This is a genomic window from Segatella maculosa DSM 19339 = JCM 15638, assembly GCF_000382385.1.
Taxonomy (GTDB): Bacteria; Bacteroidota; Bacteroidia; order Bacteroidales; family Bacteroidaceae; genus Prevotella; species Prevotella maculosa.
Genome location: NZ_KB908320.1, coordinates 92,175 through 117,070 on the forward strand (window position 1 = coordinate 92,175; position 24,896 = coordinate 117,070).

24 protein-coding genes and 2 tRNA genes are annotated in these 24,896 nt (G+C 43.1%); 11 read left to right on the forward strand and 15 right to left on the reverse strand.

All coding sequences use genetic code 11. The annotated features are described in order from the left end of the window. Positions 1 to 109: 109 nt before the first annotated feature. Together H164_RS0102440 and H164_RS0102445 are read left to right on the forward strand one after the other, a co-directional pair. Positions 110 to 2,638, forward strand: coding sequence for an ATP-dependent Clp protease ATP-binding subunit (locus tag H164_RS0102440; RefSeq protein WP_019967148.1), 2,529 nt, complete (start codon positions 110 to 112; stop codon positions 2,636 to 2,638). 367 nt (positions 2,639 to 3,005) lie between these two features. Next, the gene (locus tag H164_RS0102445; protein ID WP_238315090.1) at positions 3,006 to 3,233 is read left to right on the forward strand and encodes a DUF6261 family protein; all 228 of its coding nucleotides are present in this window, start codon (positions 3,006 to 3,008) and stop codon (positions 3,231 to 3,233) included. Positions 3,234 to 3,408: 175 nt separating this feature from the next. Here H164_RS0102445 and H164_RS0102450 read toward each other — a convergent pair whose 3' ends face one another. Continuing rightward, positions 3,409 to 5,694, reverse strand: a complete 2,286-nt coding sequence (locus tag H164_RS0102450; protein ID WP_019967150.1) for an NADP-dependent malic enzyme — start codon at positions 5,692 to 5,694, stop codon at positions 3,409 to 3,411. 147 nt (positions 5,695 to 5,841) lie between these two features. Between H164_RS0102450 and H164_RS0102455 the strand changes: the two genes are divergently transcribed. The 8 genes from H164_RS0102455 (at position 5,842) to H164_RS0102495 (ending at position 12,085) form a co-directional block, all read left to right on the forward strand. Next, complete coding sequence (locus H164_RS0102455; protein WP_019967151.1) at positions 5,842 to 6,474, forward strand: TetR/AcrR family transcriptional regulator; 633 nt, start codon at positions 5,842 to 5,844, stop codon at positions 6,472 to 6,474. Continuing rightward, complete coding sequence (locus H164_RS0102460) at positions 6,471 to 7,259, forward strand: Rossmann-like and DUF2520 domain-containing protein (RefSeq protein ID WP_019967152.1); 789 nt, start codon at positions 6,471 to 6,473, stop codon at positions 7,257 to 7,259. The genes H164_RS0102455 and H164_RS0102460 overlap by 4 nt, the downstream gene beginning before the upstream one ends. Continuing rightward, positions 7,252 to 7,770, forward strand: a complete 519-nt coding sequence (locus tag H164_RS0102465) for a KdsC family phosphatase (RefSeq protein WP_019967153.1) — start codon at positions 7,252 to 7,254, stop codon at positions 7,768 to 7,770. Before H164_RS0102460 ends, H164_RS0102465 begins: the two co-directional genes overlap by 8 nt. A 9-nt stretch (positions 7,771 to 7,779) precedes the next feature. Continuing rightward, complete coding sequence (locus tag H164_RS0102470; protein WP_019967154.1) at positions 7,780 to 8,352, forward strand: Maf-like protein; 573 nt, start codon at positions 7,780 to 7,782, stop codon at positions 8,350 to 8,352. A 411-nt stretch (positions 8,353 to 8,763) separates the two neighbouring features. After that, a complete protein-coding gene (htpG, locus tag H164_RS0102480) occupies positions 8,764 to 10,818 on the forward strand; it encodes a molecular chaperone HtpG (RefSeq protein ID WP_019967156.1) in 2,055 nt (684 codons plus the stop codon). Between the two features lie 205 nt (positions 10,819 to 11,023). Continuing rightward, positions 11,024 to 11,788: a class I SAM-dependent methyltransferase gene (locus H164_RS0102485; protein WP_154652094.1), complete on the forward strand. Its 765-nt coding sequence runs from the start codon at positions 11,024 to 11,026 to the stop codon at positions 11,786 to 11,788. Positions 11,789 to 11,909: 121 nt separating this feature from the next. Continuing rightward, a tRNA-Arg gene (locus H164_RS0102490) sits at positions 11,910 to 11,983 on the forward strand. A 28-nt stretch (positions 11,984 to 12,011) separates the two neighbouring features. Next, positions 12,012 to 12,085 (forward strand) — tRNA-Arg (locus tag H164_RS0102495). Positions 12,086 to 12,410: 325 nt separating this feature from the next. Here the strand turns inward: H164_RS0102495 and pyrF are convergent. The 14 genes from pyrF to map form a co-directional block, all read right to left on the reverse strand. Beyond that, complete coding sequence (pyrF, locus tag H164_RS0102500; RefSeq protein WP_019967158.1) at positions 12,411 to 13,229, reverse strand: orotidine-5'-phosphate decarboxylase; 819 nt, start codon at positions 13,227 to 13,229, stop codon at positions 12,411 to 12,413. Continuing rightward, positions 13,229 to 13,375: a hypothetical protein gene (locus tag H164_RS15655; RefSeq protein ID WP_019967159.1), complete on the reverse strand. Its 147-nt coding sequence runs from the start codon at positions 13,373 to 13,375 to the stop codon at positions 13,229 to 13,231. The genes pyrF and H164_RS15655 overlap by 1 nt, the downstream gene beginning before the upstream one ends. 15 nt (positions 13,376 to 13,390) lie before the next feature. Continuing rightward, positions 13,391 to 14,503, reverse strand: a complete 1,113-nt coding sequence (gene prfA, locus H164_RS0102510; RefSeq protein ID WP_019967160.1) for a peptide chain release factor 1 — start codon at positions 14,501 to 14,503, stop codon at positions 13,391 to 13,393. Positions 14,504 to 14,547: 44 nt separating this feature from the next. After that, a complete protein-coding gene (locus H164_RS0102515) occupies positions 14,548 to 15,711 on the reverse strand; it encodes an AIR synthase-related protein (protein WP_025829718.1) in 1,164 nt (387 codons plus the stop codon). Between the two features lies 1 nt (position 15,712). After that, a complete protein-coding gene (locus H164_RS0102520) occupies positions 15,713 to 16,462 on the reverse strand; it encodes a shikimate dehydrogenase family protein (RefSeq protein ID WP_019967162.1) in 750 nt (249 codons plus the stop codon). A gap of 27 nt (positions 16,463 to 16,489) precedes the next feature. Then, a complete protein-coding gene (gene ubiE, locus H164_RS0102525) occupies positions 16,490 to 17,224 on the reverse strand; it encodes a bifunctional demethylmenaquinone methyltransferase/2-methoxy-6-polyprenyl-1,4-benzoquinol methylase UbiE (RefSeq protein WP_019967163.1) in 735 nt (244 codons plus the stop codon). A gap of 9 nt (positions 17,225 to 17,233) precedes the next feature. Next, on the reverse strand, positions 17,234 to 18,184 hold the full coding sequence (locus H164_RS0102530; protein WP_019967164.1) for a phosphoribosylaminoimidazolesuccinocarboxamide synthase: 951 nt from the start codon (positions 18,182 to 18,184) through the stop codon (positions 17,234 to 17,236). Between the two features lie 8 nt (positions 18,185 to 18,192). After that, complete coding sequence (locus tag H164_RS0102535; protein ID WP_019967165.1) at positions 18,193 to 19,239, reverse strand: PhoH family protein; 1,047 nt, start codon at positions 19,237 to 19,239, stop codon at positions 18,193 to 18,195. Positions 19,240 to 19,646: 407 nt separating this feature from the next. Beyond that, on the reverse strand, positions 19,647 to 19,805 hold the full coding sequence (locus H164_RS15020) for a DUF4295 domain-containing protein (protein WP_004374897.1): 159 nt from the start codon (positions 19,803 to 19,805) through the stop codon (positions 19,647 to 19,649). Between the two features lie 27 nt (positions 19,806 to 19,832). After that, positions 19,833 to 20,021, reverse strand: coding sequence for a 50S ribosomal protein L33 (gene rpmG / locus H164_RS0102545; RefSeq protein ID WP_004370497.1), 189 nt, complete (start codon positions 20,019 to 20,021; stop codon positions 19,833 to 19,835). 5 nt (positions 20,022 to 20,026) lie between these two features. After that, complete coding sequence (gene rpmB, locus H164_RS0102550; RefSeq protein ID WP_007133875.1) at positions 20,027 to 20,290, reverse strand: 50S ribosomal protein L28; 264 nt, start codon at positions 20,288 to 20,290, stop codon at positions 20,027 to 20,029. A 130-nt stretch (positions 20,291 to 20,420) separates the two neighbouring features. Further along, complete coding sequence (locus H164_RS0102555) at positions 20,421 to 20,924, reverse strand: CinA family protein (protein ID WP_008563978.1); 504 nt, start codon at positions 20,922 to 20,924, stop codon at positions 20,421 to 20,423. Between the two features lie 11 nt (positions 20,925 to 20,935). Then, positions 20,936 to 21,970 (reverse strand): tRNA (adenosine(37)-N6)-threonylcarbamoyltransferase complex transferase subunit TsaD, encoded by a 1,035-nt coding sequence (gene tsaD, locus H164_RS0102560; RefSeq protein WP_019967166.1) that lies wholly within the window; start codon positions 21,968 to 21,970, stop codon positions 20,936 to 20,938. A gap of 22 nt (positions 21,971 to 21,992) precedes the next feature. After that, a complete protein-coding gene (gene map / locus H164_RS0102565) occupies positions 21,993 to 22,856 on the reverse strand; it encodes a type I methionyl aminopeptidase (RefSeq protein ID WP_019967167.1) in 864 nt (287 codons plus the stop codon). Positions 22,857 to 23,520: 664 nt separating this feature from the next. On the opposite strand from map, the gene serS reads away from it, so the two are divergent. Next, positions 23,521 to 24,813 carry a serine--tRNA ligase gene (gene serS / locus H164_RS0102570; protein WP_019967168.1) on the forward strand — a complete coding sequence of 431 codons (1,293 nt, stop codon included), beginning with the start codon at positions 23,521 to 23,523 and terminating at the stop codon, positions 24,811 to 24,813. Positions 24,814 to 24,896: the final 83 nt, after the last annotated feature.

The following is a 24,896-nucleotide window of genomic DNA, read 5'->3' on the forward strand; positions in this document are numbered from 1 at the left end:
TTTTGACATAGCAAAAAGCATGCCTGACCTGTTTTTGGCATATCCTTTGCTTTTATTACCCATAAATTTATTACTTTTGCAGCAGCAATAATATAAGGAGGCAAAATATATGACAAGTCAGTTTTCACACAAGGTCTCAGAGATATTAGCTTTCAGTAGAGAGGAAGCCTACCGATTAGCCAGTCGCTCAGTAGGGCCCGAGCACATTGTCTTGGGTATTTTACGTGAGAAAAATAGTTTGCTCAGTAATCTCTTCCAACGCATGAATATTGACGAGAAGAATGTAAAGTCGGAATTAGAATCGAAAGTCAAGAAAGATGAAGTTGTAGAATCTATCATTACATCTGAACTCGTGCTTAATGAGCAGGCAAGTAACATCTTGAAACTTGCTGTTCTGGAAGCACGCATACAACACACTCAACTGGTAGATGTACAGCACCTTATTTTAGCCATCTTACATGACCAAATAAACAATGGGGCCAAGGAAATCTTGGAATATAACAATATGAACTACGAAGATACGCTTTCCTATCTGAAAACCCAGATGAGCAGTAATCAGACTGCGACCGACGGTTATGGAATGCCTGACGAGGAAGAAGAAGATGAGGCCATGCCAACGGGTAATAAAAAGCAGACTTACACCAAGACGGCCAATGGGGAAGCAAAGAGCAAGACTCCCGTATTAGATAATTTCTCGACAGACCTTACGCAGGCCGCCTTCGATGGGAAACTGGATATGGTTGTCGGTCGAGAACAAGAAATTCAGCGTGTCATAGAAATACTCTGCAGGCGCAAAAAGAACAACCCGATTCTTATTGGTGAGCCCGGAGTAGGGAAAAGTGCCATCGTCGAAGGCTTGGCACAATTAATCGTGCAGCACAAGACCTCGCCCGTTCTGTTCAATAAACGTGTTGTAAGTCTTGATCTGACAGCCGTTGTAGCTGGAACTAAATATCGAGGACAATTTGAAGAACGTATCCGGTCCTTGATTAATGAATTAGAGCGGGCCCCGGAAGTCATTGTCTTCATTGATGAAATCCACACGATGATTGGTGCCGGGAGCACTCCGGGAAGTATGGACGCCGCCAATATCATGAAACCGGCCTTGGCACGTGGCGTTATTCAATGCATCGGCGCGACCACTGTCGACGAATATCGCAAAAGTATAGAGAAAGACGGTGCTTTGGAACGCCGCTTCCAAAATGTGATGGTTGAGCCGACCACGGCCGAACAGACGCTGACCATTCTCCACAATATCAAGGACAGATACGAACAACATCATCATGTCAGCTATACAGCCGAGGCACTCAAAGCGTGTGTCAATCTGACAGAACGTTATGTTTCCGATCGTTATTTCCCGGATAAAGCTATTGATGCACTTGACGAGGTTGGAGCCCGAGTACATCTACAGAACACCGAAATGCCTACGGAATTATCCGACAAGCAGAAAGAACTGGAGGAAACAATCTTGAAAAAGAAACAAGCGGTGAGAAACCAGAACTTTGAACTTGCTGCGGGCTATCGCGACCATCAGACTTCCCTTGAAAAAGAAATCGACGAATTGAACCGTAGATGGGCTTCGGGAGAAGATGCCAACCGACACGTTGTCACCGACGATGAAGTGGCAGATGTAGTCTCTATGATGGCAGGTGTCCCCGTGCAACGCATTGCCGAGGCTGAAAACGTAAAGTTGAAGAATATGGGCAAGGTTTTGAAAGAGCAAGTAATAGCCCAAGACAACGCCATCGAAAAGATGGTGAAAGCTATCCAACGCAACCGTGTAGGTATCAAAGCTCCCAACCATCCAATCGGCGTGTTCATGTTTCTAGGCCCCACTGGAGTCGGTAAAACCTATTTAGCTAAGAAGCTGGCCGAGTATATGTTCGGTTCCGATGAGGCACTGATACGAATAGACATGAGCGAGTATTCGGAAAGCTTCAACACATCGCGACTAATCGGTGCTCCTCCGGGATATGTCGGCTATGAGGAAGGGGGGCAGCTCACAGAAAAGGTGAGGCGTCATCCTTACTCTATCATTCTGCTCGACGAAATTGAAAAGGCACACGGCAACATCTTCAGTATGCTACTTCAGGTACTCGACGAGGGAAGGCTCACAGATGGCAACGGGCGGCTCATTGATTTCCGCAACACGGTAATCATTATGACCTCAAATGCCGGAACGCGCCAGCTGAAAGAGTTCGGACACGGCGTGGGTTTCAATGCCAGCGGAAGCATCGGGCTTAGCCTGGGCGACAAGGACAAAGAATATGCACGCAGCATTATTCAAAAAAGCCTCAGTAAGCAGTTTGCGCCCGAATTCCTGAATCGTCTTGACGAAATCATCACTTTCGACCAACTCGACCTCGGGGCCATCAAAAAAATCATTGACATCGAACTAAAAGAGCTTTACAAGCGCATCAAGGGGTTGGGCTATCAGCTGTCAATCACGGACACGGCCAAAGAATTCGTTGCAACCAAAGGATATGACGTACAGTTTGGTGCGCGGCCGCTGAAACGCGCCATTCAAAACTATATCGAAGATGGCGTATGCGAAAAGATTCTCTCCAACACGCTCCGAGAGGGTGACACGATTAGCGTGAGCAAAGCTCCCGGTAAGGAAGAGCTGCTTTTCAAATAAAGAGGCATAAAACGCCAACCGCGCGCCCCCTCCGAGATAAGGAAACCAAAGGGGCGTGGGGCTTCCACCATGGTGGAAAGGGGTTGAACAGAGAAAAAACGCCCGTCTTCCATGGAAGAAATAAAAAAATGTAAAAAAGACGCTCGTCTTCCATGGAAGATGAAGGATATTTTAACAGAAAATATTTTCTTCCACGGGAGAAACAAAAATATGTAAAAAGAACGGTCGTCTTCCATGGAAGATAAAGGATTTTTTAACAATCACCTCTTTTCTTCCATGAAAGATGACAATAAAAGTAAGAAATAACCCTTTTCTTCCATGGAAGACATTAAAAAAAGAAACAAAAAGCATTCGTCTTCCATGGAATATGACAACGAAAATAAAAAATATCACAGAGATACGGCAGCTTGACACTGTCCGCGACGAGTCGTATCGCGCCCTGCAATTCACGGTGCGGGCGGCCAAGCATCGCCGTGCGGCTGACGTGCAGGCTGCAGCCGGCGAGGTGGAAAAGGTAATGAGGCGTTATCCCGAACTGGCCGTGCAGAGCAACATTTCTGCGGCTCATCTCAATAATTTTATTACGGTAAAGTGATTTTATTAGCTGCCCATACGCCGACTTTCCGAAAAAAAATGTGCACTTTCCCCAAGAGTTTTTACCGGACACGAGACACAACAAAAAAAGCCGAACTGCAAAAACAGTCCGGTCTTAGATTGTATTACACGAAAGGAAAAGACCTATCGGCTGTTTTCCATCGTGTGAAATTAGTTTATTTGTTCTTCAACTTCTCAATATACGCGTCGATGACGGCGATGGCAGTTATGTTGACCACGTCGTTAACAGAACTTTCGAAATCAGTGAAGTGGATGGCTTTATTCAATCCCATTTGAATGGGGCCAATGATTTCGCTGTCGGGATTGAGTGCTTGAAGCAGTTTATAACTGCAATTGGCACTGCTCATGTTCGGAAAGACCAGTGTATTTACGTCTTTACCTCTCAGACGGCTGAACGGGAACTTATCATCGCGCAACTCCTTGTCGAGGGCAAAGTTCACTTGCATCTCGCCGTCAATGGCCAAATCGGGATATTCCTTCTGTATCTGCCCGACGGCATTGTGCACTTTCTGCGGGCTTCCGACTTCGTCAGAACCGAAGTTTGAATAGCTCAGCATGGCGATGACGGGTTCTTCATTAAAGAACTTCACCGTGTGGGCGCTGAGCTTGGCTATATCGGCCAGAATGTTCTCGTCGGGGTGGCGGTTGATGAGCGTGTCGGCCATGTAATAGATGCCTTTCTTGGTGTTGAGAATATGCATCGTTCCGAAAGTCTTGAACTCGGGCCTGACACCGATAACTTCCTTGGCCACCTTAATCGTATTGCTATATTTCGTATAAAGGCCGGTGATGAATGCGTCGGCATAGCCGTTTTCGACTAAACTCATTCCAAAATAGTTGCGTTCGTACATCTTGTCGTAGGCTTCCTCGAACGTGTATCCCTGCCGTGCACGCTTCTCGGCCAGATGTTTGGCGAACATGGCGCGGCGCCCTTGCTCTTGATCGGCACGCATGTCGATGATTTCGACACCGGTCAGGTCGAGTTTCAGACGGTTGGCCAGGCGGTTCAATCTGTCGGGGTTGCCCAAAAGAATCGGTTCGCAGAAGCCTTCCTGCTTGGCTTGTACGGCAGCTTTCATCATGGTGGCATGTCCGCCCTCGGCAAACACCACTTTCTGTGGGTGCAAGCGAGCGGTGTCGTGGAGCTTGCGGGTGAGCGCAGTCTCTTGGCCGAGCAGTTGGCGCAGTCCTTTCTTGTAGGTTTCCCAGTCTGTAATCGGCGTACGTGCGACGCCACTTTCCATGGCGGCCTTGGCCACAGCTGCACTGACCTCGGTAATGAGCCGCGGGTCGACAGGTTTTGGAATGAAGTATTTCGGGCCGAATGTAAGGTCGGTCACATGATAGACCTCATTTACGACATCAGGCACAGGCTGCTTTGCAAGTTCGGCGATAGCCTTGACGGCAGCCAACTTCATTTCTTCATTAATGGCTTTTGCGTGGACATCGAGTGCACCACGGAAAATATAGGGAAAACCGATGACATTGTTGATTTGATTGGGGTAATCACTCCGTCCCGTACTCATCAATACGTCAGGACGGCTCGCAACCGCGTCTTCATAAGAAATTTCCGGAACGGGATTGGCTAAGGCAAAAACGATAGGATTGTCTGCCATACTGCGAATCATGTCTTGTGTGAGTATATTTCCTTTGCTCAGTCCTAAGAACACGTCGGCGCCTTTAATGGCCTCTTCCAGCGTGTGAACGCCCTTGCGTTTGGTAGCAAAGATAGCTTTCTGCGCAGTGATTTTCTCACGGTCGGCTGTAATGACCCCCTTAGAATCAAGCATAATGATATTTTCGGTCTTTGCTCCGAGGGCAACATACAGCTTAGTACAACTGATGGCTGCAGCTCCGGCACCGTTGACAACAATCTTTACTTTGCTGATATCCTTACCAGCAACCTCGAGCGCATTAATCAGACCCGCAGAAGAAATGATAGCCGTGCCATGTTGATCATCATGCATCACGGGAATGTCAAGAGTCTTCTTCAGCCGTTCTTCGATATAGAAACACTCAGGTGCCTTGATATCTTCAAGATTGATACCGCCAAAAGAAGGCGCAATCTTCTCAACGGCCTCGCAAAACTTCTCAGGGTCTTTCTCATTCACCTCAATATCGAAGACATCAACGCCACCATAAATCTTGAAAAGAAGTCCCTTACCTTCCATGACAGGCTTTCCACTCATTGCACCGATGTCACCCAGTCCCAATACGGCCGTGCCGTTGCTGATAACAGCCACAAGATTGCCTTTGTCCGTATACTTATAGGCATTATCGGGGTCGGCTTGTATCTCAAGACATGGAAATGCTACACCCGGTGAATAGGCCAAACTCAAATCCGTTTGCGTGTGGTAAGGCTTTGTCGGCTTTACTTCAATCTTGCCCGGGCGTCCATTCTCGTGATATGCCAAGGCTGCTTCTTTAGTAACTTTTACCATTTCAATTGTTTATTTTGTTCAAATCATCTCTTTATTTTCCTCACTTTATGTGCAAAGTTAGCAAAAAACGTTTGAATAAGGAATGGTTTTTTTGTTATTTTTTGTAACTTTGCAAAAGAATATTCAGTCAGTTTCTTTTGATTTTTTATGCATAGACCAAACGCACCAACAGAGTATCGCGAACAGTTGAAGGATCGTATCCTCAAAACTGCCATGCAAGAGTTTCTGACGAACGGTATCAAACAAGTAAAGATGGATGATATCGCTCGAAAGTTGGGTATATCCAAGCGTACCTTATATGAGATATATGGCAATAAGGAAGAGCTACTGTTCGAGGGTATTAAGGATGGAGAGATGAATTGTGAACATCATCTCAATGAATTCCAATCCAAACATGCACAATCGGTGATGGATATCTTGGCCGAGTACTATCGTTTGCAAGTGAAGATGTTCCAATCTACTTCACCTCTTTTCTTCTTTGAGCTTCGAAAATACACCCGCATTACGTCTTATCTGAATACGATACACAAGGAACGTAAGGAAAAAGGCAAACTTTTTTTTCAATGTGGAGTAGAGGAGGGAGTCTTTCGCGATGATGTGGACTATGACCTGATAGTACAAATCAGCGAGGCTTCCATGCAATATGTCATGGAGCATCAGCTCTATCGCTTTTATAGTATGGACCATATCCTGTATAATATCATCTTTCTCTTTATGCGTGGTTTCTGTACAGAGAAAGGATTGGTGATGTTAGACGAGAAAATGAAGTCTATCAAATGAGAATCGTTCTTATTGGTTCAGGGAACTTGGCAACCAATTTAGGTGTGGCATTGAAGAATGCCGGTCATCAGATTGTCCAAGTCTATAGCCGAACGATGGAACATGCCCGTGAATTGGCTACACGTTTAGGGGCAATTCCCACCCATCAAATAGAAAAAGTCAGCGATAATGCGGATGTTTATATCTTATCGCTGAAGGACAGTGTGCTTCGGAACATTCTTCCGACATTATGCAAGGGGAAATCCGACAAGATTTTTCTCCATACGGCCGGTAGTCTGCCAATGGACGTATTCGCAGGTCTCGCAGTTCATTACGGTGTGTTCTATCCAATGCAAACATTCTCAAAAGAAAGGTTGGTTGATTTCAAAGCCATTCCTTGCTTTATCGAGGCTTGTGATGCACCTACAAAGGACCTGTTGCAAGCTCTTTCTCGCTCTATCACGACAAAGGTCTACCCACTCTCTTCTGCCGATAGGCAATATCTCCATCTTGCGGCAGTTTTTTCTTGTAATTTTGTAAACCATTGCTATGAGATTTCATCGGAATTACTGGCCCAGCATCATATATCTTTCAGTGTAATGCTACCCTTGATAGATGAAACTGCACGTAAGGTGCATTCGCTTTTGCCTTCAGATGCGCAGACTGGACCAGCCGTTCGTTACGATGAGAACGTGATTGAACGGCAAAAAGCCCTACTTTCCGACAAGCCATCTTGGGCGCATATCTATAAGCAAATGACTGCTTCTATTCATCAAACAGCAACGACAAAAAGAGAACATGATTAATTATGATTTGACAAAGATAAAGGCTATAGTCTTCGATGTTGATGGTGTGCTTTCAGCAGAGACCATTTTGCTGTCAGAACACGGGGAACCGCTGCGTACGATAAACATCAAGGACGGCTATGCCATTCAGTTGGCAGTCAAAATGGGCCTACAGATAGCCATTCTTACTGGTGGAAAAACCGAAGCTGTACGGTTACGCTATGAAAATCTTGGTGTGCAAGAAGTTTTGATGGGCTGCTCTGTGAAGATAAAAGCTTACGAAGCTCTTTTGAAACGCTTGGAAATCGGTGACGAACAAGTGCTCTATGTAGGAGACGACATTCCGGATTATGAAGTGATGTGCCGTTGCGGATGCCCTTGCTGCCCTGCCGATGCCGCCACGGACATTAAGAAGATTTCTCTTTATGTCAGTTCTAAGGCCGGAGGACATGGTTGTGGCCGTGATATCATCGAGCAAGTGTTGCGCGCCCAAGGAAAATGGCTTAGCGATGCCAAGGCTTTCGGCTGGTAAAAATAAAGAATGAAGATGAAATACAACATCGTTTTGGCCAGTAATTCTCCCCGCAGAAAGGAACTTCTTGCAGGTTTGGATATTCCTTTTACAGTCAGGTTGAAACAAGGAATCGATGAAACCTATCCAGACAATCTGCCTTCAGACGAGGTTCCACTCTTTCTTTCACGCCTGAAAGCGGCAGCCTATCTTGACTCCATGACCAAAAACGAATTGATTTTAACAGCCGATACGGTGGTTATTGTCGGTCAGCAGATTTTGGGAAAGCCGAAAGACGAAGACGATGCCTGCAGAATGCTACGGCTGTTGAGTGGTCGTGAGCATCATGTAGTAACCGGAGTAAGCCTGACAACCTTGCGTAAGCAGCGTAGTTTCAAGGTATCAACGGCGGTTACTTTCAAAACTTTGTCTCAAGATGAAATCTCTTATTATGTAGACCACTATAGGCCTTTCGACAAAGCGGGCGCCTATGGCATACAAGAGTGGATTGGCTATGTAGGTGTAACATCATTACGAGGAAGCTATTTCAATGTGATGGGCCTTCCTGTCCAACGCATTTACGAAGAGCTGATGAAATTCTAAACTCCAATGATGCGGCCCTCTGTCTTTACTCTTTACAAAGAGCAGAGTAGCCTCAACCATAATTACCAACAAAATAGCCGGGAAAGGAGGGTAGGGGACGCAGGGCTCCTGTGTCCACTCAAGGTGAATGAGACACAAATACACGATCGTTTGAACGGCTGCACGAGCCGTATGTCACCACATACATTTAATCTATTCCGTACGCCTTCTATATTAATAATCAACGACTTATGCCTTTTCTTTCAATCTTAGCTATTTCACCGTGCAATCTCAGCTATATTGTGCGGCAAAGTCAGCCATATTACGCGGTGAAATGGCTGAAATTATACGGCAATATCGCTGAGATTGCAATGCAAAAAGTTGGCATGGAGTTTGCTTAATGAGGGATAAAAATTCTAAAAACAACAGATTATGCAAAAAGGAAATATCGGGGTTACGACTGAGAATATCTTCCCTGTCATCAAAAAGTTTCTCTATTCAGACCACGAAATCTTTCTTCGTGAAATGATAAGTAACGCTGTCGATGCCACACAAAAGCTAAAAACACTGGCAGAAAAGGGTGATTTCAAAGGTGAACTTGGCGAACTTAAAGTCAACGTGAAACTTGACGAGAAGGCTAAGACCATTACTATCAGTGATAACGGTATCGGAATGACCGAGGAAGAAATTGAGAAATATATCAATCAGATTGCTTTTTCGGGCGTCAGTGACTTCTTGGATAAATATAAAGACAACGCAAATGCCATTATCGGGCACTTCGGATTAGGTTTTTATTCAAGCTTCATGGTGAGCGATCGGGTGGACATCATCACGCGTTCTTATCATGATGATGCCAAAGCCGTGAAGTGGACGTGTGACGGAACACCCGCTTATGAAATCAGCGAAGTGGAGAAAGAGTTCCGTGGAAGTGACATCGTGCTCCACATCAGCGAGGATTGCAAGGAATTCCTCAATAAACAGAAGATTGAAGAACTGCTTAATAAGTACTGTAAGTTCATGGCTGTGCCCATCATCTTCGGCAAAAAGCAAGAGTGGAAGGACGGGAAGATGGTCGATACCGACGAAGATAATGTCATCAATCATGTAGAACCGTTGTGGATCAAGGCTCCGTCAACATTGAAAGATGAAGACTATAAGAAGTTCTATCAGGAACTTTATCCGATGCAGGACGAACCATTGTTTTGGATTCACCTGAATGTGGATTATCCATTCAACCTCACGGGTATCCTTTATTTCCCACGCATCAAGAACAATATCGATTTACAGCGCAACAAGATACAGCTCTATTGCAACCAAGTTTTCGTCACCGACCAAGTAGAGGGCATTGTTCCTGAATTCCTGACACTGCTACATGGTGTCATCGACTCGCCCGATATTCCGCTGAACGTGAGTCGCAGCTATTTGCAGAGCGATGCAAACGTGAAGAAGATATCAAGCTACATCACAAAGAAAGTGGCTGACCGTCTGCAAAATATCTTCAAGGAAGACCGCAAAGCATACGAGGAGAAGTGGGACAATCTCAAGATATTCATCAACTACGGCATGCTTTCGCAAGACGATTTCTACGACCGTGCCAAGGATTTTGCCTTGTTCAAGGATGTTGATGGCAAGTATTTCACCTTTGAGGAGTACAAAACCCTCATCAAGGAAGAGCAGACAGACAAGGATGGCACCTTGATTTATCTCTATGCCAACAACACCGAGGAGCAATATACCTATATCGAAGCGGCCAAGAATAAGGGCTATAATGTGCTATTGCTCGACGGACAGCTTGACACACCAATTGTAAGTATGCTTGAACAAAAGTTCGAAAAGTCTCGTTTTACACGTGTTGATGCCGATATTGTAGAGCGACTCATCATGAAAGATGATCACAAAGAGAACGAAATAGCCGCCGAAGACCGTGAGAACCTGAGTCAGGTGTTCCGCTCACAAATGCCGAAACTCGATAAAACCGAGTTCAACGTAGAGGTGCAAGCCTTGGGAGAGAACGGCCAACCGGTTGTTATTACGCAGAATGAATACATGCGTCGTATGAAACAAATGAGTCAGTTCCAGCCCGGAATGAGCTTCTATCAGCAGATGCCCGACAGCTATACGATGGTGCTCAACAGCGATCATGCACTTGTAAAGCAGGTGCTTGCCGACTGTAACAGCAACACTGCCGAGACATTGAAGCCCATTTTGAGCGAACTAAAAGGACTACAAGCTCGTCTTTCGGCTTTGCATCAAAGTCAGGACAAGAAGAAACCGGAGGAATTGACACAGGAAGAGAAAGACGATTTGCAAAATACGGAAAAGGCTATCAATGAGCAAAAGAGTAAAAAGACCGAAGTGCTTGATGGCTATGCCAAAGGTAATGATATTATTCACCAATTGATTGACCTTGCACTGTTGCAAAATGGCATGCTGAAAGGACAGGCACTCGATGTCTTCCTCAAACGTTCGATAGACATGATAAAATAAATAGGGAAACAACACTTAGGGACACTTTGTCCTATGGAAATGAATAAGCGAAAGGCCTGTTGTATTTTTCTTTAAAAGAAGAATGCAGCAGGTTTTTTGTTACGTGTAATTCCCTTTATGTATTGCTTGCATATTTCAATAAAAACGCTTAATATTGCAGATAAAACCATATAAAAAGGGAGACAGAAACGATTAAAATAATGTGATGAAAAAGAGATTATACTGCTTATGCTCCATGTTAATCGGTATCGCTGTAGCTTGTCATTCCCAACGGATAGAGGTATCAAGGCAGACCATAAAGGGGGATTTTGACAACGACAAACGGGAAGATTGGCTCACGGTGGTCTGTAAAACACACTATGAAAAAGGTGAGGAAGTCCCGAAAACATGGTATTTCTGGGAGATAACTGTTGAGGGGAAGCTTGTTCTTGGAAGCAGAAAGACATTGCATTTCACAGACTCAGAGTCGTTGGATGCGGTCATTGGTGGAGAATTGAGTTATTTTTCTCCTCATCCCGGGATTATTGTCAGGGCATTTCGTGAGCCACATGGCAGTACAGTTACCATAACTTATGACTATTACCTCTACAATATCGCATTGCATGATTGGTATAGATATAAGATTGCAACCTATGATCAGGCCACATGGGAAGAGGCTTCCGTAGCGTTTGAATATTGCAATAAGGCACAGAAACCTTTGGTTGGTTCAAAATCAAGACGGCATTCTACGGCTCTGCCTGACCCGATGCTACCAAAAAGTCCTTTAAAGCATCTTCGACAACTGAATGAAAGAAAATGGTATCCTAAGTATTATTATGATTTCGTTTCGTGCATAGAAGTACTCAATCATCTGGATAAGAAGATTGGTCGGAAAGCAATAGAGAAACTTGTGAAGCATTTGAAACCTCACAATTCAACGTGGGCACATTATATTGTTTCCACTTATTTGAACAGGAATATCAGATATTAAAGCGAAAGGTAGGCCATGATAATGATAACGCTTAATTAAAGTTAACGGACAAAATAACTCTTACCGCCTTACTTCCTTTTCAAAAAAAAACATTATCTTTGCAGTCGCAATTAAGGAATGAGGCTCCGTAGCTCAACTGAATAGAGCATCTGACTACGGATCAGAAGGTTCCGGGTTTGAATCCCAGCGGAGTCACATTTATGTTGCAGACCTATTATAAGGAGGCTTCGTAGCTCAACTGAATAGAGCATCTGACTACGGATCAGAAGGTTCCGGGTTTGAATCCCAGCGAAGTCACAGACTGAGAGACTATATCATAAATCTTTTATGTTATAGTCTCTTTTCCTTTCATACATTTTGTTGTGTGTGGTGCTACTAAGTGGTTCCTCGTGCGTGCGTCCGTAACCTGTCCCCGACAAAAAAGACGTCAGTTCGGAATGAGGATACTTAGGCAGCAAGTCTTGAAGAGGTAGCAGACTATAGGCAGGGGTTCCGCTACGCTCCACCGCCTGCCTATGGTTTGTCACCCCCAGGAGGCTTTTGGGTGAGAGACTCTTATCGTGGGGCCTGAAAAGGCCATGCACAGCAAAGATTTTGAGGCTATTGAGGAGGCTGTCATGGACTAACGTAATAGTTCTATGGCCATTTCTTGTTGTAACGCTTTGGCACTTTCTGCTGCTTTTTCTGCAAAATCATATCCTTGGCTGGCATAGATGATTCCGCGCGAGGAATTGACTAAGAGCCCACAGTCTTGCGTCATGCCATATTTACAGACTTCTTGCAGGCTACCGCCTTGAGCGCCGACGCCGGGAACTAGCAGGAAATGTTCGGGGACAATCTTGCGAACGGCTTGAAACATCTTGCCTTGCGTGGCGCCGACAACATACATCATGTTCTCCTTGTTGCCCCATTCCAGACTTCTCAAGAGTACATGCTCAAACAACTGTCGGCCGTTCTCGGCTGTTGTCAGTTGGAAATCATGACTTCCTTTATTGCTGGTCAGTGCCAACAGTACGCCCCATTTCCCGTCGTATTCCAAGAATGGTTTGACGCTGTCTTCGCCCATGTAGGGTGCAACGGTCAATGCATCAAGGTCGTATTCCTGAAAGAATGTCCTGGCATACATGCGGCTCGTATTACCAATGTCGCCGCGCTTGGCATCGGCTATGATGAAATGATGCGGATAGGTTGTCTTCAGATAGTCGACGGTTTTCTCGAAGGCTGCCATTCCTTTTAGACCATAGCATTCATAAAAGGCCAAATTGGGTTTATATGCGACGCAATAGGGGGCTGTTGCGTCTATAATGGCCTTATTAAAAGCAAATATTGGGTCGTCGGCTTTCAAAAGATGTTGAGGTATCTTGATTAAATCAACATCTAATCCTACGCAGAGAAATGTTTTTTTATCGAATATCTGTTTGACAAGTTGCTTTCTGTTCATTACTTCTTTATTTCGGTTTTTGGCAATTCTTTTCTGGATTCGTCTTTACGTTGCGTCGAAGTCATCAGTTTCATGAAGTCATCAGCTTGAACAGTCCGTTCTTGCTGTTCTTTATCCTCATTTTTCTTTGTATATCTTATTCCCATGACAAAATATTGTTTTTAGAACTCGTTTTCCTTAAGTTTCTCTGCATTCTCAGCCACTGTCAAAGCATTAATCATATCTTGTATGTTTCCTCCTAAAAAGCCTTGTAAATCATGTGTGGTGAAACCGATGCGATGGTCGGTTACACGGCCTTGCGGAAAGTTGTAGGTCCGTATCTTTGCTGAGCGGTCTCCTGTTGACACCAAACTTTTCCTTCTGTTCGCGATATCATCAACATATTTTTGATGCTCTCGGTCATGGATAAATGTATAGAGTCGGCTTAAGGCTCGTTCCTTGTTTTTAGGTTGGTCACGTGTCTCCGTACATTCAATCAGAATTTCTTCAACTTCACCGGTATTGGGATTCTTCCATGGATAGCGCAAACGCACGCCGGATTCTACCTTGTTGACATTCTGACCACCGGCACCGCTCGAACGGAATGTGTCCCATTTGATGTCGCCTTCGTTGATATTGACTTCAAATTTATCGGCTTCGGGAAGCACGGCAACGGTCGCTGCACTTGTTTGCATACGTCCGTTTGATTCTGTTGCGGGAACACGTTGAACACGGTGAACCCCGCTTTCATATTTCATCGTCCCATACACGTCGGTTCCACTAATGGCGAAATCAATCTCTTTATATCCGCCCACGGCTCCTTCGGAGACATCGGTGATGCTTAATGTCCAACCTTTTATGTCACAATATCGTTTATACATGTTGAACAAATCTCCGGCAAACAGGGCTGCTTCGTCACCGCCTGTGCCTGCACGTATCTCCATCTGGACATTCTTTGCATCTTCTGGGTCTTTAGGAACTAAGAGAAGTTTGATTTCCTCTTCCAATTGTGGCTGGAGAACTTCGTTTGTTTGCAACTCCTCACGTGCCATTTCTTTTATGTCTGTATCGTTTTCGTTAGCAAGCATGTTCTTTGCCTCACGAATCGAATCCAAACAAGAAATATATCGTTTGCGGGCACTCATGATATCACCTAAATCCTTCCATTCTTTTGTGAGTTTTACATAACGCTTTTGGTCTGCAATAACATCAGGATCAGTGATTAGCGTACTTATTTCTTCAAAACGGCTCTCTAGTCCGTCTAACTTTTCAAGTATGCTGTTCTTTTCTGGCATATTTTCTTATTTTGTTCATACTGTCATATTGCACAATACGAAAATTAATATTCGAATGTTCCGAATTCCGATTGAATGGTTAGACTTCGTTTTCCTTCATCAATATGTCCGATAATCTGTGCGCCGATATTGAAGCTTTGGCTGATAGCTATCACTTTTTCGGCTATCTCAGGACTAACAAAGATTTCCATTCGGTGTCCCATATTGAAAACCTGATACATTTCCTTCCATTCTGTTCCGGAACATTCTTGTATGGCTTTAAACAAGGGTGGAACCGAGAACATGTTGTCTTTAACAACTCTACAATTGTCACTGACAAAGTGTAGAACTTTTGTCTGAGCCCCACCGGTGCAGTGAACCATACCATGAATTTCAGGACGTAAAGTCTCCAAGATCTTTTTAATGACAGGTGCATAAGTTCGGGTAGGGGAGAGGACCAGCTTTCCGGCATCAATCGGACAGTCTTTTATAGTATCATTCAGTTTGTATTTACCACTATATACCAATTCTTCGGGTACACGATGATCGTAACTCTCTGGATATTTCTTTGCTAAGTACTTTGCGAAAATATCGTGTCTGGCACTTGTCAGTCCGTTACTTCCCATTCCTCCATTATACTGTTTTTCGTACGTGGCTTGCCCTGTGGAGCTAAGACCGACTATTACATCACCAGGACGAATGTTGGCATTATCAATGACTTCATCTCGCTTCATGCGACAGGTAACCGTTGAATCGACAATAATTGTTCTGATAAGATCGCCAACATCAGCAGTCTCACCACCGGTCGAGTAAATACCTATGCCCATATCTCGCATTTCAGAGAGGAGAGTATCCGTACCATTTATAATAGCAGATATAACCTCACCTGGAATTAGCAGTTTATTTCTTCCAATAGTACTTGATACAAGAATGTTATCCACAGCCCCAACACATAGCAAATCATCTGTATTCATCACAATTGCATCCTGTGCGATACCTTTCCAAACACTTATGTCTCCGGTTTCTTTCCAATACATATAGGCCAAAGACGATTTTGTGCCAGATCCATCAGCATGCATAATATTACAATAGGTAGGGTCATTGCCTAATATATCCGGAATGATTTTGCAAAAGGCTTGTGGGAATATACCTTTGTCGATCTTTTTTATTGCATTGTGAACATCCTCTTTTGCGGCACTGACACCCCGCATCATATATCTATTATCCATATTATTTGTTTTTTTCATTCCAAAAACTCCAACTTTCAAAAGCTTGGAGCAATAACATCTCTAATCCATTCTTGACAGTTGCACCATATTTTGCTCCTTTTTGCATGAATAAGGTCTCGTCTGGATTATAGATTAAATCGTAAAGTAGGGTATGATTATCCATGGCCTCATAGGGTAAATCAGGACACTCATCAGCTTTCGGATACATACCGCATGGCGTACAGTTCACGATCACCTTATACTCTTGGATGATTTGTGGAGTAACAGAAGAATATTGTATTGTACCCGGACGTTCATACCTACTGACTAACAATGTCTCAACTCCAAGAGAATTCAAACCATATTTAATAGCTTTAGAAGCTCCTCCTGTTCCTAAAATCAAAGCTTTCTTATGTCCCCTTTCTAAAAGAGGTTCAATGCTTTTAGTAAAACCGATTACATCGCTATTATAACCTTTTAATATAGTTTTCTTCCCTTTATGGCTTACCTTTATGACATTAACTGCTCCTATATTTTTAGCTTCCGGGCTTATTTCATCCAAGAAGCTTATTATTTTTTCCTTATATGGAATTGTAACATTCAATCCTTTAAGATTCGGATTTTGTACCATAACCTCCTGAAGGCAATCGATATTGGGTATTTCAAAGTTACAATATTGTGCATCTATTCCTTCATTTTGGAACTTTTCATTAAAAAATCCTATAGAGAAAGAATGTCCAAGAGGATATCCTATGAGGCCGTATTTATCCATAACTTAATTTGATGTGAAGATTATTTTCTACTTGGTTGCAAAATACATTGTACATATACCCGATGTCAATCTTGTAAATTTGGGTTCCTTAAAACCAATATTCCTTAGAATTTTCACCATTCTTTCTCCTTGTGGAAATGCTTCAATCGTATTTATCAAGTAATGATATGCATTTGTATCTTTCGAAATCATTCTTCCGTATATGGGAAGAATAGTATGAGAATATATTTTAAATAATTGCTTCATCGGAAAACAAATAGGAGTGGTAAGTTCTACAATAATTAAATGCCCTCCTTGCCTTAAGACACGACACATTTCACTTAGCCCTCTATCAAGATCTTGAAAGTTACGAATTCCAAAAGCAGCGGTGACAGCATCAAAAGAATCATCTTCAAAAGACAGATTGGTACAATCTTCTTTTTTGAAAAAGACTATATCCTGAAGCCCCTTGGCCTCGACTTTCTGTCGACCTATTGTCATCATTCCGTCACTGATATCCACACCTATCATTTGTTTTGGGGATAGCATTTCTGCAGACAGAATTGCGAAATCCCCAGTCCCCGTAGCAATATCTAAAATCGACTGAGGATTAAATGGTAGAAGTTGAGAAATAGCTTTCTTTCTCCAGCTTTTATCTATGTCCCAAGAGAGTCGATGATTTAGAATATCATAGGTTGGAGCTATGTTATTAAACATTTGTTCAACCAATTTTCCTTTTTCGCCATCTTTACCGTAGGGGTTAATCAGTTCTTGTTTATACATAGATAGAATTCATCTAATTGTTCTTAAATATTCAGTGACATTCTTTTCTATCCGTGTAGCAATATCCCCACTTTCCATTTCCCTATCAAATTTTTCACCTGTTATATGCTCATACAGTTCAATATATCTTTCACTAACGCTATCTGCATATTGGTCTGTAATTTCAGGCATTGTTTGGCCGGGCTCATTCATAAACTCATGCTCTATAAGCCATTGTCGTACGAATTCTTTAGACAGTTGTTTTTGAGGCTCTCCGGCTGCTAATCTCTTCTCATAGCCATCTGCATAGAAGTAACGGCTTGAATCGGGAGTGTGTATTTCATCTATTAAATAGACTTTACCTTCTCTTTTTCCAAATTCATATTTTGTATCAACCAAAATCAATCCTTTTTTAGCAGCAATATCCTGACCACGTTTAAAGAGCTTTTTTGTATAGGTTTCCATGACAGCATAATCTTCTTTGGAAACTATGCCTTGAGAAATAATTTCTTCTTTAGAAATATTTACATCATGTCCTTCGTCAGCTTTGGTTGTAGGGGTGATAATTGGCTCAGGAAATCTTTCATTTTCACGCATTCCTTCTGGAAGTCTTACACCACATAATTCACGGCAACCTTCTTTATAAGCACGCCATGCACTTCCTGTAAGGATAGATCTTATTATCATCTCCACACGGAATCCCACACACTTAAGCCCGATCGTAACCATGGGGTCGGGAACTGCGATTTTCCAATTTGGGCAGATATCATTCGTGGAATCCAAAAATTTAGCAGCAATTTGATTTAAAACTTGACCTTTGAACGGAATACCTTTTGGCAGTACCACATCAAAAGCCGAGATTCTATCAGTTGCAACCATCACTATTAAATCATCATTAATGTCATAGACATCACGAACTTTCCCGTGATACACACTCTTTTGTCCATCAAAATGGAAATCGGTCTTAGTTAAAGCATTCATTTCTACTATTAATTAAAGTCATTATCTGTATTTTCAAATATAGTATAGCTATCATCATTGTCAGATGTAGAACTATCTATATTAGCAATTCTTTGTTTTTGCACTCCTTGCTCTGTCTCCCGTTGTTTGTCAAAGGCATCATATGCATTAACAATTTGGGTTACAAGCTTATGTCTGACAATATCTTTCGGAGTTAAATTTATAACACAGACCCCTTCTAATTTCCTCAAAATTTGTAAGGCTTCTCTCAAACCACTTTTCTGTTTTTGTGGTAAGTCTATTTGGGTCATATCTCCGGTTATAATCATTTTCGTATTCCAGCCCATTCGTGTCAGAAACATTCTGATTTGTTGTGGGGTAGTGTTTTGGGCCTCATCCAATATGACAATAGCATCACTTAATGTACGTCCACGCATGAATGCAAGCGGAGCAATCTGTACAATATGTTTTTCTATCATATCTCGCAGTTTAGCTGTAGGGATCATATCTTCGAGGGCATCATATAATGGTTGAAGATAAGGGTCAATTTTATCCTTCATGTCCCCGGGTAAGAACCCCAATTTTTCGCCGGCTTCAACCGCAGGACGGCTCAGAATAATCTTTTTTACAGCTTTCTCTTTAAGGGCTTTAACTGCCAATGCTATACTAATATAGGTTTTTCCCGTACCTGCAGGACCAACTGCAAATACCATATCGTGTGTATAAAAAGCATCTACCAGACGCTGTTGGTTCTGTGAACGACCTTTTATAGGTTTCCCGGAAATACTGTAAGCAATCACTTTCTCTACTTCAACAGTTTCTTTTTTACCTTTTATAACATTAAGAATATCTTCGTCTGCTATAAAGTAGTGTTTTAAGATATGATTTTGTATCAACATTAAATCATCTTTCAGCTTGATAACATCTTCATGGTTACCTGAAATCCTAATTATATTGTCACGCGCTGTGACCTTTAATGCAGGATAAAGAGATCTTATCATCTGTAAATGACTATTATTAACTCCATAAAAGATCACAGGGTCAATATTTTCCAATATTATATGCTTCTCTATCAATGTTGTATATGATGCTTAAAATATAATTGCAAATTTAGAATTAATTTCTGAAATTACCAAATATTTTCATCTACCTTTATCTGCTTTACGTAAGTTAAAGATGCGTTTATCTCATAATGTATTAGTCATTCATACAATTTATCATAATACGTATTATATTATCATTGCTGTTTTGAGTAACGAACTCATATCTGGAAAATCATAAAATGAACCATATTGTTCGATAATATGGCTAATATTGTGCACTGATATGGCTAATATTGGACGCTAATATCACTGATATTGAGCGTTAATATGGCTGAAATTGAATGCTAATATGGCTAATATTAAAGGCGGATATAGCCCAATATACACAAAAAAAGATTGCAATTTTTATTGCAATCTTTTTTTATTATGAACTAATAAAATTATTTCTTAAAAAAATCTTTCACTGCCTCATTGGGAACCATCTGCTCATCAAAAACATAAGCACCAGTCTTGGGGCTCTTTACCATTTTGATTACTTTTGAGTATGCGCGACCATCCGTTGAACCTTCATGGAGGGTAGCGACCGCTTTCTTTGCCATATCTTAATAAGCTTTTTAAAAGGGTTATTACTTAATCTCCTTATGAAGTGTCATCTTCTTCAGGATGGGATTATACTTCTTTAGTTCAAGACGCTCAGGAGTATTCTTACGGTTCTTTGTTGTCACGTAACGGCTTGTTCCTGGAAGTCCACTATTCTTCATTTCTGTGCATTCAAGAATGACCTGCACTCTATTTCCCTTAGCTTTCTTTGCCATGATGATTATTCTCCTATAACTTTAATGTCTTTCCAGTCGCAGAAACCTTTGGAAACGGCCTGCTTCAAAGCTGCGTCAAGACCAACTTTATTGATGAGACGAAGGCCGGCAGCACTGACCTTGAGGCTAATCCAGCAACTTTCTTCCACGTAGTAGAATTTCTTGCTGAAGAGGTTAACGTCAAAGCTTCTCTTTGTACGGTGCTTTGAGTGAGACACATTGCAACCTATCTGTGCCTTCTTTCCTGTAATCTGACAAATTTTAGACATTGCTATCTTTAATTTTTGTTTTCGTTTTTTGATACTTATTCCAAACAGGGTGCAAAATTACAAATATTTTTGAATTATACAAAACAATTCTTTGAAGAATATAGAGAATTAAGCATTTTTTTGTTTTATACTATTCCTCCTTATGTTGTTTCTCTTTCAGATAATCAAGAAACATACGTAAAGCTTGGTTTGTAGCAATGGCCAGATTGATATCGCGCCCAAAGTCTTCTTCTAACTTCATCGTACGGACATCATCTTTACTTCCACAAGCCAGCCATATCGTGCCCACAGGTATATCTGGTGTCCCACCTGTCGGGCCGGCAACCCCCGTTGCCGCTATTGCATAGTCGACATTCAAGGCTTCACACGCACCTTTCACCATTTGTTTGGCGACTTCTTCGCTTACAGCTGTTTGCTCTTCAAGAGTCTGATGGCTTACATGAAGCAGATTCTCTTTCACTTCATTTGTGTAAGACACGATTCCGCCCTTGAAATACTCGCTTGCACCGGGAACGGCTATGATTGCTTCGGCGATGCGACCACCCGTACAGCTTTCTGCCGTTCCAACCGTCAACCTATTATCATATAGGTATTGCTGTACCTCTTTGCTCAATACTTTCGTTTCTAATTCCATATTTATTCTCGTTACTTAAAGGTTACTTTTGAGAATGCAGGGGCATCCATTCTTCCAAAATCATTATCACGATACTTAAACTGCCCGACAATGGCAATCATGGCCGCATTGTCGGTCGTATAGCTGAACTTTGGGATATAAATTGTCCAGCCATACTTCTCGGCATGCTCCCGAAAAGCATTGCGCAGGCCATTATTGGCAGATACACCGCCAGCAACGGCAACATGCTTGATTCCCGTTTCCTTCACGGCTTTACGTAGTTTATTCATCAATATATCCACTATCGTGTGCTCCAGACTTGCAGCCAAATCGTTCTTGTGATGTTCGATGAAGTCGGCATCTTCCTTTATCCAATCACGCAGATTATAAAGAAAAGAGGTTTTTAACCCTGAGAACGAATAATCAAACCCGGCGATGTGAGGTTCGGCAAACTGAAAAGCAAGCGGATTGCCTTGCCGTGCAAGTTTATCAATAATCGGACCGCCGGGATATCCGAGCCCCATTACTTTGGAACATTTATCTATGGCTTCGCCGGCAGCATCGTCGATAGTTTGTCCCAACACCTGCATATCATCATACGCATTGACTTTTACGATTTGGGAATTACCACCGGACACCAACAGACAGATAAATGGGAACGGAGGTGCACTCGCATCATCGTCGCTTTCTTTGATGAAATGGGCCATGACGTGACCCTGCAGATGGTTCACATCAATCAGAGGGATATTCAACGAACGCGCCAGACCTTTGGCAAAGTTGACGCCGACAAGCAAAGAGCCCATCAATCCCGGCCCGCGCGTATAAGCTATTGCACTTAATGTCTCTTTTTTTATGCCGGCTCGCTTGATAGCCTGATCGACCACGGGGACGACATTCTGCTGATGGGCACGTGAAGCCAACTCGGGGACCACCCCGCCGTAGGCTTTATGCACGTCTTGCGAAGCCGTTACATTAGACAGTAGCACGCCGTTTCTCAGCACAGCGGCAGAAGTATCATCGCAAGAACTTTCTATACCTAATATATATATATCCCTATTGTTTTCCATAACTCATCGTATAGCCATCGCGTTAATAAGATAATACCTCTACACCCTGATCCGTCATCAGGAACGTATGCTCCCATTGGGCACTCGGCTTCTCATCGCCGGTAATGACTTCCCAGCCATACGGGTCGTCGGCATCAATGAACACCTTCCAAGTGCCCATATTGATCATGGGTTCGATAGTGAACACCATGCCGGGAACCAGCAACATGCCCGTGCCGCGATGACCAAAATGCACCACATCGGGCTCTTCGTGCATGGCCAAGCCTACGCCATGACCGCACAAATCGCGCACGACGCCATAATGATACTTCTCGGCATGCTTCTGAATGGCATGCCCGATATCGCCGACAAAGCAATAAGGCTTGGCTGCCTCGGCACCAATCTCCAGACACTCCTTAGCCACTCTCACCAATTGTTCTTTCTCCGGTGTCGTCTTTCCCCCGATGATGAACATGCGTGAGGCATCACCGTAATAGCCGTTCACACTCAACGTCATATCCACATTCACGATATCGCCCTCTTGAAGCACATCCTCTTCTTTCGGAATGCCATGGCAGACAACCTCGTTGATACTCGTACAGACGCTCTTGGGAAAGCCTTCATAGTTCAAGCAGGCCGGAACGGCATTGTTGTCCCGGCAATATTGCATGCAAATATCATCTATCTCCTGCGTTGTCATGCCCGGCCGGATGGCCGCAGCGACAGCATCGAGACAGCCAGTATTTACCTTACTTGCGATGCGGATGCCTTCAATTTGTTCTGGGGTCTTTATAAGATCGCGCGTAGGCACTTCCCTACCCTTGTTTTCCCAATACATCACCTGCTTGTCAAGCTCTGTAATGGGAACGCCCGGCAGGCAATGCCACCTTTTCTTCTTAAGTTTCATACTTCTTCAACGTTTAAACTTGGTTGCAAAAATACAATTTATAATTGAAACAGACAATTTTTTATGTAGATATCCGGAAGGTTTGTTTCATGTATCGCCAATCAGCAAATTCGGACTCCCCGCCTTACGAGAGTCCGATGATGGACCTTCGATTACTTCCACGTTGCGAAGCCGGCTGAAATTTAATTCATACGAAAATAATTTACAATTATAAGCCTTTTCAAACTTACTGCGTACTTTTTTGAAATTTACTGCGTATTTTTTTAAAATTGTCTTATAAGAGAATTTAAATTGTCTTATAAGGGAATTTGAATTCTCTTATAAGGGAATTTTGACGCTCATAGAACACTGATTATCAATAAGTTACAAAGGCGATTTTTTCGCTGTTTTTTTAGTTCTCACAGGAATAATACAATTTAAAAATAGTTTACAAAAATAGTTCTCTCTATTCCGTTCTGAAGCGCTGTCGGCCACTTACGACCACAATCTCAGAAGTATTGTCCATCAGTATCAAGCCGCCCAAAACGTAGTCTACGGCAGACGTATCAGAACGTTTTGGACAATATTCTCGCCCGAAACATAAGGAAAAAGTGTCATTTGTCCTTGATTGTAAGAATTAAATCGTAACTTTGTGCACATAAAATGAACAGAAAACAAAAAAGCTATGCTTACACTTAAACTCATCAGTGAAGAAACAGAACGCGTTATCAAAGGTCTGGAGAAGAAACATTTCGATGGTGCTCGCGAGGCCGTTGAGAAAGTTTTAGAATACGACAGAATCCGTCGAGAATCTCAGCAGAAGCTCGATTCCAATAAGCAGCAGCAAAATCAGCTGGCAAGGCAAATCGGCAGTTTGATGAAGGAAGGTAAAAAAGACGAGGCCGAGAATATCAAACGAGAAGTCGCCGAATTGAAGGCCACCGACAAGGCTTTGCAAGAAATCATGGACAAGGCGCAGGAAGACATGAGACACGTACTTCTGGACATACCGAACATACCCCATGAAGATGTTCCCGAAGGCAAAGACGCAAGTAGCAACGTTGTCCTGAAAGAAGATATCAGCAACATGCCAGAACTTGGCGAGGGAGCACTCTGCCATTGGGATTTATTGAAGAAATACAATCTTGCAGACTTTGACCTCGGAGTGAAGATCACGGGGGCCGGTTTCCCGGTGTATATAGGCAAGATGGCACGGTTTCAGCGGGCATTGGAAGCTTTCTTCCTTGATGAAGCACGCAAGTCGGGTTACGTAGAGATACAACCTCCCTACGTCGTCAATGAGGCTTCCGGCTTGGGCACTGGTCAGCTACCCGACAAAGAGGGGCAGATGTATCATGCCAACCTCGATAATCTTTTCTTAATTCCAACGGCGGAGGTCCCCGTGACTAACATTTTTCGCGATGAAATACTCGACGAGAAAGACCTTCCCATCAAACGTTGTGCCTATTCGGCATGCTTTCGTCGCGAGGCCGGAAGCTATGGCAAAGATGTCCGTGGCTTGAACCGTCTTCATCAATTTGACAAAGTCGAGATTGTTCGTATTGATAAGCCCGAGCATTCGTATGCGTCGTGGCACGAAATGCTCGACCATGTGGAGGGGCTGCTTAAGAAACTTGAATTGCCTTATCACTTGCTTTTGCTTTGTGGCGGCGACATGAGCTTTACGTCGAGCATCTGTGTCGATTTTGAAACTTATTCTGCGGCGCAACACCGTTGGCTTGAAGTCTCTTCGGTCTCCAACTTTGAGAGCTATCAGGCTAACCGGTTGCATTGCCGATACCGCCATGCCGACGGCAAGAAGATTGAACTTTGTCACACCCTGAACGGTTCGGCCTTGGCTTTGCCGCGCATTGTAGCCACTATTCTTGAGAACAATCAGACGCCACAAGGTATCCGGGTGCCGAAAGTGCTCGTCCCCTACTGTGGCTTCGAGTATCTTGACGACAAGAACGATTGAGAACGTTAATTCCGATATTGGCCGATGGTAACCGCCTGCCAATATCGGAATCACTCCTGAATAAGAAACAAAACATTATCTAA